This window comes from Kribbella sp. WER1, assembly GCF_054189145.1.
On sequence record NZ_CM135186.1, the window covers coordinates 2413891 to 2428865 of the forward strand.

The 14975-nt window shown below is 70.4% G+C and carries 11 protein-coding genes; 7 read left to right on the forward strand and 4 right to left on the reverse strand.

What is annotated here, in order from left to right:
- Positions 1–262: 262 nt before the first annotated feature.
- Positions 263–1549 carry a sensor histidine kinase gene (locus tag ACXJJ3_RS11810; protein ID WP_458170033.1) on the forward strand — a complete coding sequence of 429 codons (1287 nt, stop codon included), beginning with the start codon at positions 263–265 and terminating at the stop codon, positions 1547–1549.
- Here the strand turns inward: ACXJJ3_RS11810 and ACXJJ3_RS11815 are convergent.
- Positions 1541–2731: a PstS family phosphate ABC transporter substrate-binding protein gene (locus ACXJJ3_RS11815; RefSeq protein WP_458170034.1), complete on the reverse strand. Its 1191-nt coding sequence runs from the start codon at positions 2729–2731 to the stop codon at positions 1541–1543. The genes ACXJJ3_RS11810 and ACXJJ3_RS11815 overlap by 9 nt on opposite strands.
- A gap of 142 nt (positions 2732–2873) precedes the next feature.
- On the opposite strand from ACXJJ3_RS11815, the gene ACXJJ3_RS11820 reads away from it, so the two are divergent.
- The 4 genes from ACXJJ3_RS11820 to ACXJJ3_RS11835 all read left to right on the forward strand — a co-directional run bounded on the left by ACXJJ3_RS11820 (position 2874) and on the right by ACXJJ3_RS11835 (position 8208).
- A complete protein-coding gene (locus ACXJJ3_RS11820; protein WP_458170035.1) occupies positions 2874–4487 on the forward strand; it encodes an ATP-binding protein in 1614 nt (537 codons plus the stop codon).
- Entirely contained in the window at positions 4484–5140 is a 657-nt protein-coding gene (locus tag ACXJJ3_RS11825; protein WP_458170036.1) for a response regulator, read from the forward strand. Before ACXJJ3_RS11820 ends, ACXJJ3_RS11825 begins: the two co-directional genes overlap by 4 nt.
- 93 nt (positions 5141–5233) lie before the next feature.
- Positions 5234–6988, forward strand: a complete 1755-nt coding sequence (locus ACXJJ3_RS11830) for a glycosyl hydrolase family 28 protein (RefSeq protein ID WP_458170037.1) — start codon at positions 5234–5236, stop codon at positions 6986–6988.
- A 26-nt stretch (positions 6989–7014) separates the two neighbouring features.
- The gene (locus ACXJJ3_RS11835; RefSeq protein WP_458170038.1) at positions 7015–8208 is read left to right on the forward strand and encodes an alginate lyase family protein; all 1194 of its coding nucleotides are present in this window, start codon (positions 7015–7017) and stop codon (positions 8206–8208) included.
- 46 nt (positions 8209–8254) lie between these two features.
- Here the strand turns inward: ACXJJ3_RS11835 and ACXJJ3_RS11840 are convergent, their stop codons facing one another.
- On the reverse strand, positions 8255–11521 hold the full coding sequence (locus tag ACXJJ3_RS11840) for an alginate lyase family protein (protein WP_458170039.1): 3267 nt from the start codon (positions 11519–11521) through the stop codon (positions 8255–8257).
- Between the two features lie 12 nt (positions 11522–11533).
- Positions 11534–12289 carry an alpha/beta fold hydrolase gene (locus ACXJJ3_RS11845; protein WP_458170040.1) on the reverse strand — a complete coding sequence of 252 codons (756 nt, stop codon included), beginning with the start codon at positions 12287–12289 and terminating at the stop codon, positions 11534–11536.
- 72 nt (positions 12290–12361) lie between these two features.
- Between ACXJJ3_RS11845 and ACXJJ3_RS11850 the strand changes: the two genes are divergently transcribed.
- Together ACXJJ3_RS11850 and ACXJJ3_RS11855 are read left to right on the forward strand one after the other, a co-directional pair.
- Entirely contained in the window at positions 12362–13429 is a 1068-nt protein-coding gene (locus tag ACXJJ3_RS11850) for a LacI family DNA-binding transcriptional regulator (RefSeq protein WP_458170041.1), read from the forward strand.
- Positions 13419–14483 carry a LacI family DNA-binding transcriptional regulator gene (locus ACXJJ3_RS11855; RefSeq protein ID WP_458170042.1) on the forward strand — a complete coding sequence of 355 codons (1065 nt, stop codon included), beginning with the start codon at positions 13419–13421 and terminating at the stop codon, positions 14481–14483. The genes ACXJJ3_RS11850 and ACXJJ3_RS11855 overlap by 11 nt, the downstream gene beginning before the upstream one ends.
- Here ACXJJ3_RS11855 and ACXJJ3_RS11860 read toward each other — a convergent pair.
- Positions 14467–14970 (reverse strand): LacI family DNA-binding transcriptional regulator, encoded by a 504-nt coding sequence (locus ACXJJ3_RS11860; protein WP_458170043.1) that lies wholly within the window; start codon positions 14968–14970, stop codon positions 14467–14469. The two genes, ACXJJ3_RS11855 and ACXJJ3_RS11860, sit on opposite strands and share 17 nt — an antisense overlap.
- Positions 14971–14975 lie beyond the last annotated feature (5 nt).

The window sequence follows — 14975 nt, forward strand, 5'->3', positions numbered from 1 at the left end:
AACCGGCTGAACCGGCTGAACCGACTGGCTCGAAGGCTGAGCCGACGGCTTGGGCGCACTTGAGGTCGAGGACGACTGCGCAGGAGACGGCGCGGCAGAGCCGCCACCGCAGCCAGTCATGAGAACGGCGGCACCGAGACACAGCACGAGGATCTTCATGCCGTCGACGCTAGGAAGCGGCGGGTAAGCGTCCGCCCCGCCCGAGGTTAGAGGACGGCAAAACCTTCCCCCACCACACCTTCCACCCCGGCATGATGGTGAAATGCGGCGTCGTGTCGTCAGAGTCGCCCTCGCGGCCGCCCTGGTCTCGCTGATCCTGGTGGCGGTCCCGCTGGCGATCGGCATCCGGATCTCGTTCTTCGCCGACGAACGCGCCGAACTCGAACGCGCCGCCCTGGCCGCCGCGGTCCAGGTCGGCCCCGACTTCACCGCCAACGACCCGGTCGAACTGCCCCGCCCACCCACCGACGGCCAACTCGCGGTCTACGACCGAACGCTCCACCGACGCGCCGGAACCGGACCACAGTCCCCCGACGACACCACCCGCGCCGGACTGGCCGGCCACGCCGTCCAAGGCAGCTCGGCCGGCTCGCTCGTCGTCGCCGTACCGGTGGCATCGTCCGAGCAGGTGATCGGCGTCGTCCGCGCGTCCTCGCCGGTCAGCGCGGTCTGGACCCGGATCGTGCTCGCCTGGCTCGCCGTCCTCGGCGGCGCCGTCGTCGCGCTGCTGATCGGCGTAGCGGTCGCGACCTGGCAGGCGAAACGCCTGAGCGCCCCGCTCGAGTCGCTGGCCCGGACCGCCGACGCGGTCGCCGCCGGTGACCTGTCGGCCCGCGCCACCCCGACCGGCATCGCCGAGGTAGATGCTCTCGGCAACGCCCAGAACGCCATGGTGGAACGGCTTGCGCGGGTCCTGGACCACGCCCGCCGGTTCGCCACCGAGGCAGCCCATCAGCTCCGTACGCCGTTGGCCGGGCTCCGCCTGACCCTCGAATCCGCCCAGACCGACCCGACCGCCGACCCCCGCGACGCGGTCGACGACGCGCTCCGCCAGACCGGCGGCCTGCAACGGACCGTCCAGGACGTCCTCGAACTCTCCCGGCTGCCTGCCGACGGCCCGCGCGGCGCCGCCGTCACGATCGCGGACCTGTTCGCCGAGACCGAGCACCGCTGGCACGGCCTGCTCGCCGACGCCGGCCGCCGGCTCGTCGTCACGATCGAGCCGCCGGTCGGCGACCGCTCCGTACCGCTGGCGAGCTGCCGGCAGATCCTCGACGTACTGCTGGACAACGCCCACACGCACGGCCGCGGCACGGTCCAGGTCACGGCCCACGACGTCCTCGACACCACCGCGATCGACGTCGAGGACGAGGGCAGCATCACCAGCGCTGCCCCCGCCCCCTTCGACAACGGCTCCAGTGATCACGGCTCCACGATCGGGTTGCCGCTGGCCCGCAACCTGACCGAGTCAGCGGGCGGCCGGCTCACCCTCGCGGCAGCGTCGCCGACCCGCTTCCGGCTGCTGCTGCCCGACGACCGGTCAGGGTAGCGACCGCAGCTGCTGCGCGGACGCCGCGCTCTGGAAACCGCGCAGCGGGAGGAACACGCCCTGGTTCCCGACGACCCGCTGCCCCTGCTTGCTGATCACGAACTTGATCAGCTCCTGCAGCACCGGGTCCATCGCACGGCCCGGCGCCTTGTTCAGGTTCAGGTACACCAGCCGGCTCAGCGGGTACTGCGCCGACGCGACGTTCTCGTACGTCGGTGCGTACGCCGGATCGTTGTCGTGGTTGCTCAACGACAGCACCTTCACCGGCTGGTCGACGTACGCCATGCCCGTGTACGCGATGCCGTACGGGTCGGTCGTCACGCGCTGGGCCTGCTTGAAGACCGTCGTGTCCCAGGAGACCTGCGGGTCGGTGCCGGCCGCCCGCCACTCGCCGCGGTTGCCGTTGTAGTCGAGGACGCGCTCGCGGACGAACTCCTCGAACCCGTTCCACGGCTGGATGCCGTAGATGTGGATCGGCTTGTCCTTCCACTCGCCGGTCAGGCCGAGGTCGCCCCAGGTCCGGATCGGCGTACCGCCGCGGTTGTGCGTGGTGGACAGCAGCCGGTCGAGCTGGTCGAACGACAGCTTGTTGATCGGGTTCGACGCGTTCACCACGAAGCCCATCGAGTCCAGGAACCCGAAGTGCCGGTAGCTGCCGCCGGAGATCGGGATCGAGGTCGGCCCGTAGCCGAACTTGGCCCGGAACGCGACGTCGTCGGACGGCTTGAGTTCGCGGGACACGAACACGCAGTCGAGCTTCCCGTCGATCAGCGCGAGCGCGCCGAGGCTGCCGGCGTACGGCGGGTCGATGGTGATCTTCACCTTCGGGTACATCCGGGTGAACTCGGTGACCCAGTCCTTCGAGAGCGCCGCGAGCACGTCGGACGCGGCGCAGTTGTAGGTGCCGCTGAGCTTGTTCTTGCCGAGCGGTTTGTACGCGGCGAGGCTGCTGTCGAGGCTCGGCTGGAGCAGCTCGGGCGTCGGCGTCGGCCGGCCGTGCTCCTGGTTGTACTTGTCCTGCTCATCGGTCTGCTTGGTGACCGTCTGCTGCGGCGCGACGGCCCAGATCGCCAGCTCCTTCGCGTTCAGGTCGGGAACGGCCAGGGCACTGACGGCGCCGGCGGCGGTCAGCGCCGCGCACGTGGCCAGGATCGTCGCGAGTCGTACCGGGCGGTGTCTCATGCTGTCCTCCTCGGGGGTGGACCGTCACCGTAGGAAGGAGCGTTGGTACGGCCTACGTTGCGCGCGTTCCCGGCGTTGAGTTCATAAAGATCACGGCCGCCGGCCGGTCCGCTGAAGCGGCGTTCGCCGTAGGGTTCGGGCTGTGCGCCTGATCAGTGTTGCCGTGCGGAGGCCGCGGCTGCGGTTGCGCGACCAGCTCCTGCTGCTGGTGACCGCGCTGGTCGCGGCCACGCTCGTGATCTCGGTGGTGATCGCGACGTACGTCGTTCGCGCGATCGTGCAGCGGCAGTTCGAGATCCGGGCGCTGACGATCGCCCGCGGGGTGGCGCTGGACACCCGGTACGCGGCGTGGCTCGGGAACGGTCCGCCGGTGGCGGGCGGTCCGGTCCAGCTCGAGGCGGAGCGGGTCCGGGCCGGGACGAACGCGCAGTACGTCGTGGTCGCGGACACGTCCGGGATTCGTTACAGCAGCCCCGATCCGGGACAGGTCGGCGTCCGGACCGGGCCGGAGCTGGCCGTCGTGCGCACGGGCGGTCAGCTGATGACGATCGACCACGAGCCGTCCGGTACGTCGGCCACCGGCAGTGTCCCGCTGCGCGCGGCCGACGGCCGGATCGTCGGCACGGTCAGCGTCGGGCTGGCGATGAGCCGCGTGAACGAACGCGTCTGGACCCTCACCCGCCAACTCGTTGCCGGCGGCATCGTCTCGCTGCTGCTCGGTGTCGGCGGCGCGATCGCGCTGGCCCGCCGCTTCCGCCGTACCACCCACGGCCTGGAACCCGCCGAGCTGGCCGACCTCCTCCGCGGTCAGGAGGCGATCCTCAGCGGCGTCCGCGACGGCGTCCTCGCCGTCGACCCCACCGGCACCGTCACAGCTTGCAACGCAGAAGCCGAACGCCTGCTCGACCCACCTCCGGTGGTGGGCAGAGCCGTCGAGGAGGCGGGGTTGCCGAGGGTCGTGGTCGAGTTGCTGACGCGGGTGGAAGCGCCGGTGGGTGAGAGTGTGGTGATCGGGGACAACACGTTGCGGGCGACCCGGCTGGCGGTGGTGCGCGACGGCGTCGACCTCGGGCAGGTGCTGGTACTGCGGGACCACTCGGACCTCGACCACATCGCCCGCGAGCTCGAGGCGACCCGCGCACTCACCGACGCGCTCCGGGCGCAGGCCCACGAACACAACAACCGCATCCACGCGGTCTCCGGCATGCTCGGGCTCGGCCACGTCGACGAGGCCCGCGACTACCTCCGCGAACTCGGCGGCTCCACCACCGTCTGGGGCGACCGGATCGCCGACCCCTACCTGGCCGGGCTGCTCACGGCGAAGTCGGCCGCCGCCTCGGAGGCCGGCGTACAACTGCGGCTCGGGGAAACGACCTGGGTCGACGGACGCCTGACCCAGCCCCTGGACTGCATCACCGTCGTCGGCAACCTGGTCGACAACGGCATCCGCGCCGCCGCCGGATCCGCCGCTGCATGGGTCGAGGTCACGCTCGCCTCGGACGAGCACGCGCTGGTAGTCCACGTCGTCGACTCCGGCCCCGGCGTACCGGAGGCGTCCCGAGCGGAGATCTTCCAGCAGGGCTTCACCACCCGGGACCTCGGCCGCGAGAACCACGGCCTCGGCCTGGCCCTCGCCCGGCGTACCGCCCGCCGCTACGGCGGCGACGTACAACTCACCAACCCCGGTGTGCACGGGGCGGTGTTCTCGGCGCGGCTGGAGGGCGTTGTCGCGGCCGCGGGGGTGGTGGTGCCGTGAGGCTGCGGGTGCTCGTCGTGGACGACGACTTTCGGGTGGCGAAGTTGCACGCCGACGCGATCGACACGATCGCGGACTGCGAGACGGTCGGCCAGGCTCGGAGCGCGGGCGACGCGATCCGCCTCGCGCGGACCCACCGCCCCGACCTCGTACTGCTCGACGAATACCTCCCGGACGCCCCCGGTACGACGCTGATCGGCCGGCTGGGCGCGCCGTGCATCATGATCACCTCGGCGAACGATCCCGGCACGGTCCGCCGGGCCTTCGCGGCCGGGGTCGTGAACTACATCCTCAAGCCCTTCCCGATCGAGGTCCTCGCCGAGCGCGTCACGGCGTACGCGCGCAGCTTGGCGACCCTCACCGGACCGCGCGCGGTCGACCAGTCGCAGATCGACCACGCGTACGCGGTCCTGCACAGCGGCGACCTGCCTGCCGCCAAGGGCCGCTCGCAGGAGACCACCGCCCTGGTCCGGGACATCCTGATCGCCGCCACCGGATCGGTCACCGCGGCGCAGGTCGCCGAGGACGCCGGCCTCTCCCGCGGCACCGCCCAGCGCTACCTCGCCGACCTCGCCAAGACCGGCCGCGTCACCCTCACCCTGCAATACGGCTCCACCGGCCGGCCCGAGCACCACTACACCTGGCGGCACTGAAAATTTCGCTGGGTGTGCTCGGTATTGCCGCGGTTCCGCCTTCCTGGGCAAGGTTTCAGGGCTCTTTCGGTGGAGTTCGAGGAGGCCTGAGGAATGACACTGGACATCACTCGGCGGCGGCTTTTGCAGGCTGCCGGTGCGACTGTTGCCGCCGGCTACGTCACGACCGAGGCAGGGGCCGCGTCCGCTGCGACCGTGCCGCCGGCGGTGGCTACGTATGCGGTGCCGGACGGGATCCCGCGGGGGTCGACGTTCCAGATGGAGGTGCGGGCCGGGGGTGGGCGGTGGACGCCGGTGGCGACGTACTCGGTGGATCTGAAGCTGATCGACGCGCAGACCGGGGCGGGGCAGATTCTCACGTCGTCGCTGGCGTACTTCGACTTCGCCGGGTCCGTGCAGGTCCGCGTCAAGTACACGAAGGGGCGGATCCGGACCGCGCGGATCCGGCCGTTGTCGTACGGGATGACGCCGCACGTCGAGCACGGGGACACGCTGGTGTTCACGCTGGATCGGCCGCGCAAGCTCGTCGTCGAGGTGAACGGCGAGATCTTCGATTGCCTGCACCTGCTGGCGCGAGCCGTGGAGACCGACGCGCCGAGCCCCGACGACCCGGACGTCATCTACTACGGACCCGGCGTGCACACGACCGCGACCGGCACGGTGGAGGTCCCGGACGGCAAGACCGTGTACCTGGCCGGTGGCGCCGTACTGAAGGCGTCGGTCAACTTCACCGGGACCACGAGCGGTGCGCTGGTCGGACGCGGGCTGATCTACGGGACCAGCGGTGGCGGCTGCACGATGGTGAAGGCCAAGCACATCCGCGTCGACGGCATCACGATGCTGAATCTCAAGACCGGGTACGCGATCACCGCCGGCGAGTCCGAGCAGGTGGCGATCACCGACTTCGGGTATTTCAGCGCCGGCCAGTGGGGCGACGGCATCGACGTGTTCTCGAGCAGCGACGTACTGATCGACAACTCGTTCCTGCGCTGCTCCGACGACTGCGTCGCGATCTACGGGCACCGCTGGGACTACTACGGCGACACCCGCAACGTCACGATCCGGAATACCAGCCTGTGGGCGGACGTCGCGCACCCGGTCAACATCGGCACCCACGGAAACACCGACGCGCCGGAGATGATCGAGAACCTGACCGTCAGCAACGTCGACATCCTCGACCACCGCGAGCCGCAGAAGTGGTACCAGGGCGCGATCGCGCTGAACCCGGGCGACAGCAACCTGGTCCGGAACGTGCGGATCGACAACGTCCGGGTCGAGGACTTCCGCTGGGGACAGTTCCTGCACCTGCGGGTCGCGTACAACACGTCGTACAACACCTCGGCCGGCCGCGGCATCGACGGCGTCTACGTGAAGGACCTCACGTACACCGGGCAGCACGCGCAGACCGCGATGATGCTGGGGTACGACGCGGCGCACGGCATCAGCGACGTCACGTTCCAGAACCTCGTGCTGAACGGCACCGTGATGGCGTCGACGATGCGCAAGCCCGGGTGGTTCACGGTCGCCGACATGGCGAACATGCACGTCAACGAGCACGTGACGAACCTCCGCTGGCTCGACGCCGCGACCGCGCCGACGACAGCACCGCCCGTCGTCACGACCCCCGGCACCGCGGACCTCGTCGCCGGCGCTCCCGTCGTACTGACGATCAGCGCCACCGGCTACCCGACCGGCTTCACCGCCACCGGCCTGCCGCCAGGTCTGATTGTCGACAATCCTACGGGCGTCATCTCCGGTACGTCGGCCGCCGGCACGTACGACGTCGCGCTGACCGTCACGAACGTAGCCGGCAGCACCACCAAGAACCTCGTCCTCACCGTGAAGTAGCACCCTCAACCGCCCCAAGGAGCAGGATGAAACGACGCACACTGTTCAAGACCGCCGCAGGCGCGGCCGCGGCCGCCGTCGGGGTCGCCGCCCTCGGCCGGACGGCCGACGCCGCTCCGGCCACCTTCACCCACCCCGGAGCACTGCACAACTGGGGTGACCTCAACCGGGCCAAGGTCCGGGTTGCCGCCGGCAACGACCCGTGGCTGTCCGGCTGGAACCGGCTGACCGCGAACGGGCACGCGCAGTCGACCTGGCAGCCGAACCCGCAGGCCACGATCATCCGCGGCGGCACCGGCGAGAACTACGGCATCCTCTACAACGACATCCACGCCGCCTACCAGAACGCGCTGCGCTGGCACGTCCAGGGCACCGCGGCGAACGGCGACTGCGCCCGCAACATCCTCAACGCCTGGTCCGCGACGCTCACCAGCGTCAGCGGCAACGCAGACCGGTTCCTGGCGGCCGGCATCTACGGCTACCAGTTCGCGAACGTCGCGGAGCTGATGCGCGACTACCCGGGCTTCGACCTGGCCCGATTCAAGACCATGATGCTGAACGTCTTCTACCCGATGAACAACTCGTTCCTGACCAACCACAACGACGCCTGCATCACGAACTACTGGGCGAACTGGGACCTGTGCACCATGAACTCGATCCTTGCCATCGGCATTCTCTGCGACGACGCCGCGAAGTACGACCAGGCGGTGAACTACTTCAAGAACGGCGCCGGCAACGGCGCGATCGCGCACGCGGTGCCGTTCGTGTACGACGACCAGGGCCTCGCGCAGTGGCAGGAGTCCGGGCGCGACCAGGGCCACACGATGATGGGCATGGGCCAGATGGGCGCGTTCTGCGAGATGGCGTGGAACCAGGGCGACGACCTGTACGGGTACGACAACAACCGCTTCCTGAAGGCCGCGCAGTACGTCGCGAAGTACAACCTGGGCGAGGACGTGCCGTTCACGAAGTACACCTGGGGAACCGGGCAGAACTGCGCGTACCAGGAGCACACGGTCATCTCGAGCGCGAGCCGCGGGCAGCTGCGGCCGGTATGGGAGATCCTGCATTTCCACTACACGCGCCGCAAGAACCTCTCGGTGCCGTACATCTCGGCGATGGCCGCCCAGGTCCGTCCCGAGGGCGGCGGCGGTGACTATGGCTCGACCAGCGGCGGGTTCGACCAGACAGGCTTCGGGACGCTCGCCTACGCCAAGTAGAACCAGCAGGGGCCCGGCCGATCATCGGCCGGGCCCTTGTCGTGTCTCAGGCCAAGGACACGTTGTCGAAGACCGCGGTGCTCAGCGTGAACGGGTCGCCCGAGACGACCGCGAGGCCGGCGTAGTACGGCGCTGTGCCGAAGGCCGGGATCTCACCCGGTACACCAGTCGCGTTCCAGGTCTCGCCGTCCGCGGAGACCTCGGCGGCGAAGACGTTCCCGGTACGCCGCAGACGCAGCCACGTCGCCGTACCGGTGGCGGACGTGGTCACGAGGCCGGTCGCGACGCGCAGTCGCTGGACGAACTGCGGCGCACCGCCGGTGTCCAGCACCACGCCGGACAGCTGGTCGAACGGCGACAGCGACTTGGTCATCAGCAGTCCCAGGCGGCCCGGCCCTTCACGGGTCACCAGCCGCGCCGTCAGCGTCGCGTCGCCGGACACCGGGACCCGGGCGAACTGCGCGGTCATCCCCTGCCCGATCACGTTCAGGTCGGAGCCGGCGCCGCGGATCGTGAAGCGGCCGTCGTAGCTGGTGATGCCGGGCGTCCTGATCGCGACGGCGCTGAAGCTGCCGAGCTGACGCTCGTCCAGTACGTAGTCGCCGATGTCGCCGTACTGCCAGGGCGCGGGCGGCGGAGTGGTGATCGTGAGGGTCAGCTTGGCCTCGGCGACACCGGCGGCGTTGCGCGCGGAGACAGCCAACTGCATCGTGCCCGTACGGCGCGGCACGCCACTGATCACACCACTCGTTCGATCCACCACCAACCCGTCCGGCAGACCACGCACGGCGAAAGTGACGGGATTGTTGCTCGCGGCAACGCGGTAGCGGAAGTCCACACCGACGTTGGCATCCGCGGCACTCGCACTGGTGATCACCGGGGCGATCGCCACCGGCACCGTCACCGTGATCCGCGGCGTGTCCGGCCCGGTCCCGGCGACGTTGGTCTTCGCCACCACGTAGTCGTACGTCTGCCCCGGCACCGCCGATACGTCCCGATACCGCGTCTCCACCCCGAACCCGACCGCCCGCACACCCGTAGCAATCACCCGATAACCCCCACCGCCCTGCCGCCGCTTGACACTGTACGTCCCGGCCGCATCCAGATCGGACCACGCCAACTCGCCGCCCACAGCCCGCAGCTCCCCCAGCGGGGTCCCGGGAATGGCGCCGACCCACCCCATCCGCGCCCCGCCCGGGCCCGGGTGCGTCGCTCCCTCGAGTGTCACGTTGTCGAACGTCGCCGTGGTCGACTCGGCGTACGGCTCGTCGACGCCCAAAGCCGAGCAAACCGCCAGGCCGGCGTACACATCCCGCCCGAGGTTCACCCGCGACGAGCCGACCTGCGTCCACGTGGTCCCGTCCGGCGAGATCAGTCCGGTGAGCCTGTCGCCGCGCCGGATCAGCCGGACCCAGTACGGCCGGCGGAGGCGGTACCCGTCGCCGGCGGCCTCGACGTACGGCGGTGGGAGCGGGGTCGCGGACTCCGGCAGCGTCCCGAGGTCCGAGATCGGGAAGCCGGCCGCGGTCGTGATGCACTCCTGCTGCGTCGGCGGTACGACGGTGCTCCCGGTCGCCGAGGTGGCGCCGCCTGACCGCACGCTCCACACCCCACTCCAGGTGTGCAGCGGCAACCCCTTGATCAGCATCGACGCCTGCGCCGACGACGCCGACAGGCTCTGCCGCAGCATCACCCCGACGGTCGCGTACTGCGAACTCACCGGATACACCACCCGCGCCGTCACCACTCCATCACCCCGCAACGGCACGTACACGAACCGAAAACTGTCCTCGACCCCGCCGATCTCCGCCCCACCGGCCTCGACCGTGAACCTTTCCCCGTCGTACGCCGTACCGCCCGTCACCACCACCCGCCCGATATCCCCACTCTGCCAGGGATCCGCCCGCGCAACAGTCACCGGCAACGACACCGCACTCGCACCGACCGCGTTCACCGCCTGCACCTGATACGACCCATGCAAGGCGCGGTCGACCCACGACGTGGCTCGGAGGCCCGAAGCAACAACCCGCCCGCCACGCAAGACCGTATAGCTGCTCGCCGCCACCCCACTCCGAGGCTCCACCGACCCCGCCCAGCTCACCACAACTCCGCCGTCCGTAGCCCGGGCTGTCAACCCGCCAGGCGTACCGGGCGGCGCCGCCAGAGCCACATCCCCAGGCTCCCGAGCCTGCGTGAACGTCCCCCACGCCGGATGATCATCGCTGTTCCCCTCGACATTGCGCGCCCCACCGCGAAACAGCACCCGTTCGGCATTCGGCGCACTCAGCCCCCGCCGACTGACGTAGTGCGCGTACACCAACTCGTAGATCGGCTGGAACACCCCACGATTGATCGGCGAGATCACGGTCTTGATGTACTTCCCCGTCCGGTCCAGATCCGCAGTGAACGGCACCGAGTCGCCCAGGTTGTACGCCGCCGTGTACTCGAACCCGCGCAGGATCCGGTCGTCGAGATGCCCGAACAGGTCGATCCCCTGGTTCCACGCCACCGCCGCACAGTTCGCGAGCAGTCCCAGCGCGAGCTGCGCATACGACTGCGACCGCCCGCTCTCCTGCCCCTGCCCGGTCGCCGACACCACGATGTGCTCGATCCGCCCGTTCCCCGCACCGGCCACGGCGTACCGTACGGCGTCCTCCAGCATTACCCGGTCCTCGCAGAACACCGCGATCGCGAGGATCGACTGCAGCGCCGCGAGATCCCAGTTGCCGTTGGCAAACAACGCGTTCCCGGAGATCGCCGGGTACCACACCTTCCGGAACGACTCCGCGCACCGTTGCACCGCGTCCGGCGGCCACCCGTCGTACAGGCGCAGGATCTCCGCGGCGTTGACGAACTTGAACACCTGCAGCCCGGCCCCGAGCTGCCCGTCCGCGCCGGTGATCGCGGTCAGGCTGTCCGCCCAGGCGTCGAGGATGTCCCGCGCCTTGTCGGCGTACCGCGCGTCGCCGGTCGCCGACCACATCAACGCGTTCTGGTACGCCGCGCCCGAATCGCTGACCGCCTCCGCCAGGTAGTTGGACGGCCCACGGCCCCACGAGGTGATCTGCCCGACGTTCCGGATCACGTAGTCGTACGACGACCTGTTGTTCGCCGCCATCGCCCGGAACCCGTCGTACACCGGGCCGACCTGCCCGGCCACGCACGTCCGCATCCGCTCGAGGTCGTCCGCGTCGTGCAGCACTCCGGGATGTCTGAAGATCGTCGCGGTCGATGCGGCGGCGGGTCTGAGCCGGCTCGCCAGCGCCGCACCACCGGAGGCGATCAGCAGCGTACGGCGGCTGAGTTCGGTCATCGGGAGCTCCTCTCACGGGCGGAGGGCGGTCAGCCAGCTCTCCACCAAGTTGACGAACTGGCGCGGACGCTCGTGGTGCAGGAAGTGTCCGCAGCCGTTCCACAGCACGATTCGTGACCCGTACGGCAACGACAGCCCGATGTCCCAGGACGCCATCGACGGGACGGATCGTAAGGTCAGCAAAGGGTGCGTGAGCCCGGCCAGCCGGACGGCCGCCGCCGGTCGGGCACCAAAGGCGTCGGGGTCGGTGTACATGCCGGCGTAGCTGTCTGCCAGGACATGTCCCGGCGTCGCGAGCAGCTGGTCCCGGACCGCACCGGCGGGCAGCCCCAGTTGGCGGGCGGCCGCGATGGCGCCGTCCCGACGGAGCGCGGCAAGGCGTTCCGCGAAGGTCGCCGCCTCGGCCGCGTCCGCGCCGTACGCCGGATCCACCGCGACGACCACCGACACCAGCTCCGGGTACTCGAGCGCGAGCTGTACGACGATCTGTCCGCCCATCGAGTGGCCGACGGCAACGACCGGGCCGAGCTGCAGCCGCTCGACGACGCCCGCCAGGTCACGCGCGTAGTCCGCCGGCCGGTACCCGTTCCGCAGTACCGGAGAGCGTCCGTGGCCACGAAGGTCGACCGTGACGACCCGGTGCCGCCCGAAGTTCAGGCCGTTCCAGGCGCGGGCGTCGCCGCCCCAGCCGTGGACCAGCAGCAAGGGCTCGCCGGCGCCGCTGTCCCGCACCCGGAGCGGCACCCCGGCTTCGACAATCGCCGTCATGGATGGCAGCATAGTTAACGTTTTCCATGCGGTGCAGAGGCAGAAAATTTCGAGCGGAACAGGAGTTCCCGCGTGGCCAGAGCGATCGCCGGGGGCCGCCCGACGGTGAAGGACGTCGCGGTCGCCGCGGGTGTCAGCGCGACCACCGTGTCCCGCGTACTCGCCGGCAACTATCCCGTCAGCGCCTCCACCCGCAACCGCGTACTCCGGGCCGTGCAGGACCTGGACTTCGTGATCAACGCCCAGGCCCGCGCGCTGGTCGGCGGCTCGACGCGGACCGTCGCGTTCGTCGTCCGGGACCTGGTCGGGCCGCTGTTCGCGTACATCGGGCAAGGCGTCGAGCAGCAGGCGACCGCCGAGGGCCGGGTCTGCCTGGTCTGCACGCATCACGGCGACGCCGACCGCGAGCTCGAGCTGATCGAGCTGATGCGCGAGCAGCAGGCCGAGGCGGTCGTGCTGGTCGGCGGCGGGCTGCGTACGCCGGCCCACGTCGAGCGGATGGCCCAGATCGCGCGCTCGCTGGAGCGCGTCGGCTCCCGGCTGGTCCTCTGCGGCCGCCCGCCGATCGGCCCGGACGCCCCGGCGACCGTCGTCGAGTACGACAACGAGGGCGGCGCGTTCGCCGTGACGAACTACCTGATCTCGCTCGGCCATCGCCGGATCGCGTTCATCGGCGCGGCCGAGCCGAACCACACCACCACCAGCGCCCGCTTCGAGGGTTTCGCACGGGCGCACGCCGCGCACGGCCTGGACGTCGGCGAAGGCCTGGTCGTCGGCGGGACGTTCGACCGCGAGTCCGGCTATCGGCAGACCAAGGCACTGCTCGCCCGCGACGCCGGGATGACCGCGATCCTCGGCATCACCGACATGGTCGCCAGCGGCATCCTCGCCGCACTCCGCGAGGCGGGGCTGCGGGTCCCGGAGGACATCTCGGTCGCCGGGTACGACGACATCCCGCTGAGCGCGGACCTCAGCCCGGCGCTGACCACCGTGCACCTCCCCCACGAGGAGCTCGGGCGGGCCGCCGTACGGCTGGCACTGCACCGCGACGAGTACGCGCTCGACCAGCATCTGATGCTCGGGACGCATGTGGTGATCCGGGACTCGACCGCTCCGCCCAAGGAGAACGATGCCTCCTAAGCGCAAGACCACGAACTCGCCGACCCTGGCCGACGTCGCCGCGCATGCGGGCGTCTCGCCGGCCACGGTATCGCGCGTGCTGGCCGGCAACTACCCGGTGTCCCGGTCGGCGAACCAGCGGGTGATGCGGTCGATCCGCGAGCTCAACTACGCCGCGAACACCCATGCGCGGGCGTTGGCCGGCGTGCAGTCGAAGACGATCGCGTTCATCCTCGCCGACGTCCGCGGGCAGTCGTTCGCGGACGCGGCGCACGGCGTCGAGCAGGAGGCGTCCCGGCGCGGCTGGCTGAGCCTGATCGGGACCAGCCAGGGCGACTCGGCCCGGGAACTCGCGCTCGTCCAGCTGATGCGGGAGCAGCGTGCCGGCGCGGTCATCCTGATCGGTGGCATCACCAACGAATCGGCGGACGACCGCGCGCGGATGACAGAGCTGGCCCGGTCGTTGCACGCGTCCGGATCACTGCTCGTCCTGTGCGGCCGCCCGGCGCTCGGTGACGACGTACCGACGGCTGTGATCGAGTACGACAACGAGCAGGGCGCGTACGCGATGACCAGCCACCTGTTGTCGCAGGGGCATCGCCGGATTCTGTTCCTGGCCGGGCCTGAGCGGCAGAGCACGAGCATGCAGCGGCTGGCCGGTCATCGCCGAGCGCTGCGCGACTTCGGCGTACCCGACGACGGGACGCTGGTCGAGCACGGCGTCTTCACCCGCGCGTCCGGCTACCAGCTCAGCAAGAACCGGCTGGCCGCGGACCAGGACTTCACCGCGGTCTTCGCGGCCACCGACGTCGTGGCCGCCGGGGTGTACGCCGCCGCGGCCGAGTTCGGCCTCACCGTTCCCGACGACCTCTCGGTGGTCGGGTACGACGACGTCGAACTGGCCCAGGACCTGCGGCCCCGGCTGACCACGGTGCACGTCCCGTACGAGGAGCTCGGCCGGACCGCGGCGCAGATCGCGCTGGACTCCCGGCACCAGCAGCCCGGCTGGACCGGCGACCACCGGCTCTTCACGACCCACGTGGTCGTCCGCAGCTCGGTCAGCCGGCGCGGCTGAGACAGGTCTCGCCCAGGACGGTCGCCAGCACCTCGGGAATTGAAGACCCCGAATCCACCGCCACACAAGGGATCTCGTACGCTGCGAGGTACGCCAACTGCGTGTCGGTGAACTCCACATCGAGGCCGACCACCCCGCGCGTACCCCGCGCGAACAGCCGTTCCAGCCAGAGCCGAGGCACCGGCTCGGCCCCGTTCACCGTGGTGACGACGAGCGCCAGCCCGGGCTCCCGGGCGGCGTCGGCCAGGCCGGCGAGTACGTCGCCGGCCCGGCCGCTGCTCTGACTGGCGACCACCACGTCGACGAGCGCGGACTCCTCGCGACGGTCGCGGTCCACCGGATACCCGGCGCGCCGCAGTACCTCACGCACCCGGGTCCGGGTCGCGGGCGCCACGTCCGGGTAGGCCCGCAGTACCTTCGAGACCGTCGAGATCGACACCCCGGCCTCGCGGGCGACCACCGCCAGCTTCCTCCGTGGGGCGGACATCGGAG

Bases quoted from the DNA above. Each gene is read 5' to 3' on its own strand.
- ACXJJ3_RS11845 (WP_458170040.1), bottom strand. From the start codon at position 12,289: ATGACGGCGATTGTCGAAGCCGGGGTGCCGCTCCGGGTGCGGGACAGC.
- ACXJJ3_RS11855 (WP_458170042.1), top strand. From the start codon at position 13,419: ATGCCTCCTAAGCGCAAGACCACGAACTCGCCGACCCTGGCCGACGTC.
- ACXJJ3_RS11840 (WP_458170039.1), bottom strand. From the start codon at position 11,521: ATGACCGAACTCAGCCGCCGTACGCTGCTGATCGCCTCCGGTGGTGCG.
- ACXJJ3_RS11830 (WP_458170037.1), top strand. From the start codon at position 5,234: ATGACACTGGACATCACTCGGCGGCGGCTTTTGCAGGCTGCCGGTGCG.
- ACXJJ3_RS11810 (WP_458170033.1), top strand. From the start codon at position 263: ATGCGGCGTCGTGTCGTCAGAGTCGCCCTCGCGGCCGCCCTGGTCTCG.
- ACXJJ3_RS11860 (WP_458170043.1), bottom strand. From the start codon at position 14,970: ATGTCCGCCCCACGGAGGAAGCTGGCGGTGGTCGCCCGCGAGGCCGGG.
- ACXJJ3_RS11835 (WP_458170038.1), top strand. From the start codon at position 7,015: ATGAAACGACGCACACTGTTCAAGACCGCCGCAGGCGCGGCCGCGGCC.
- ACXJJ3_RS11815 (WP_458170034.1), bottom strand. From the start codon at position 2,731: ATGAGACACCGCCCGGTACGACTCGCGACGATCCTGGCCACGTGCGCG.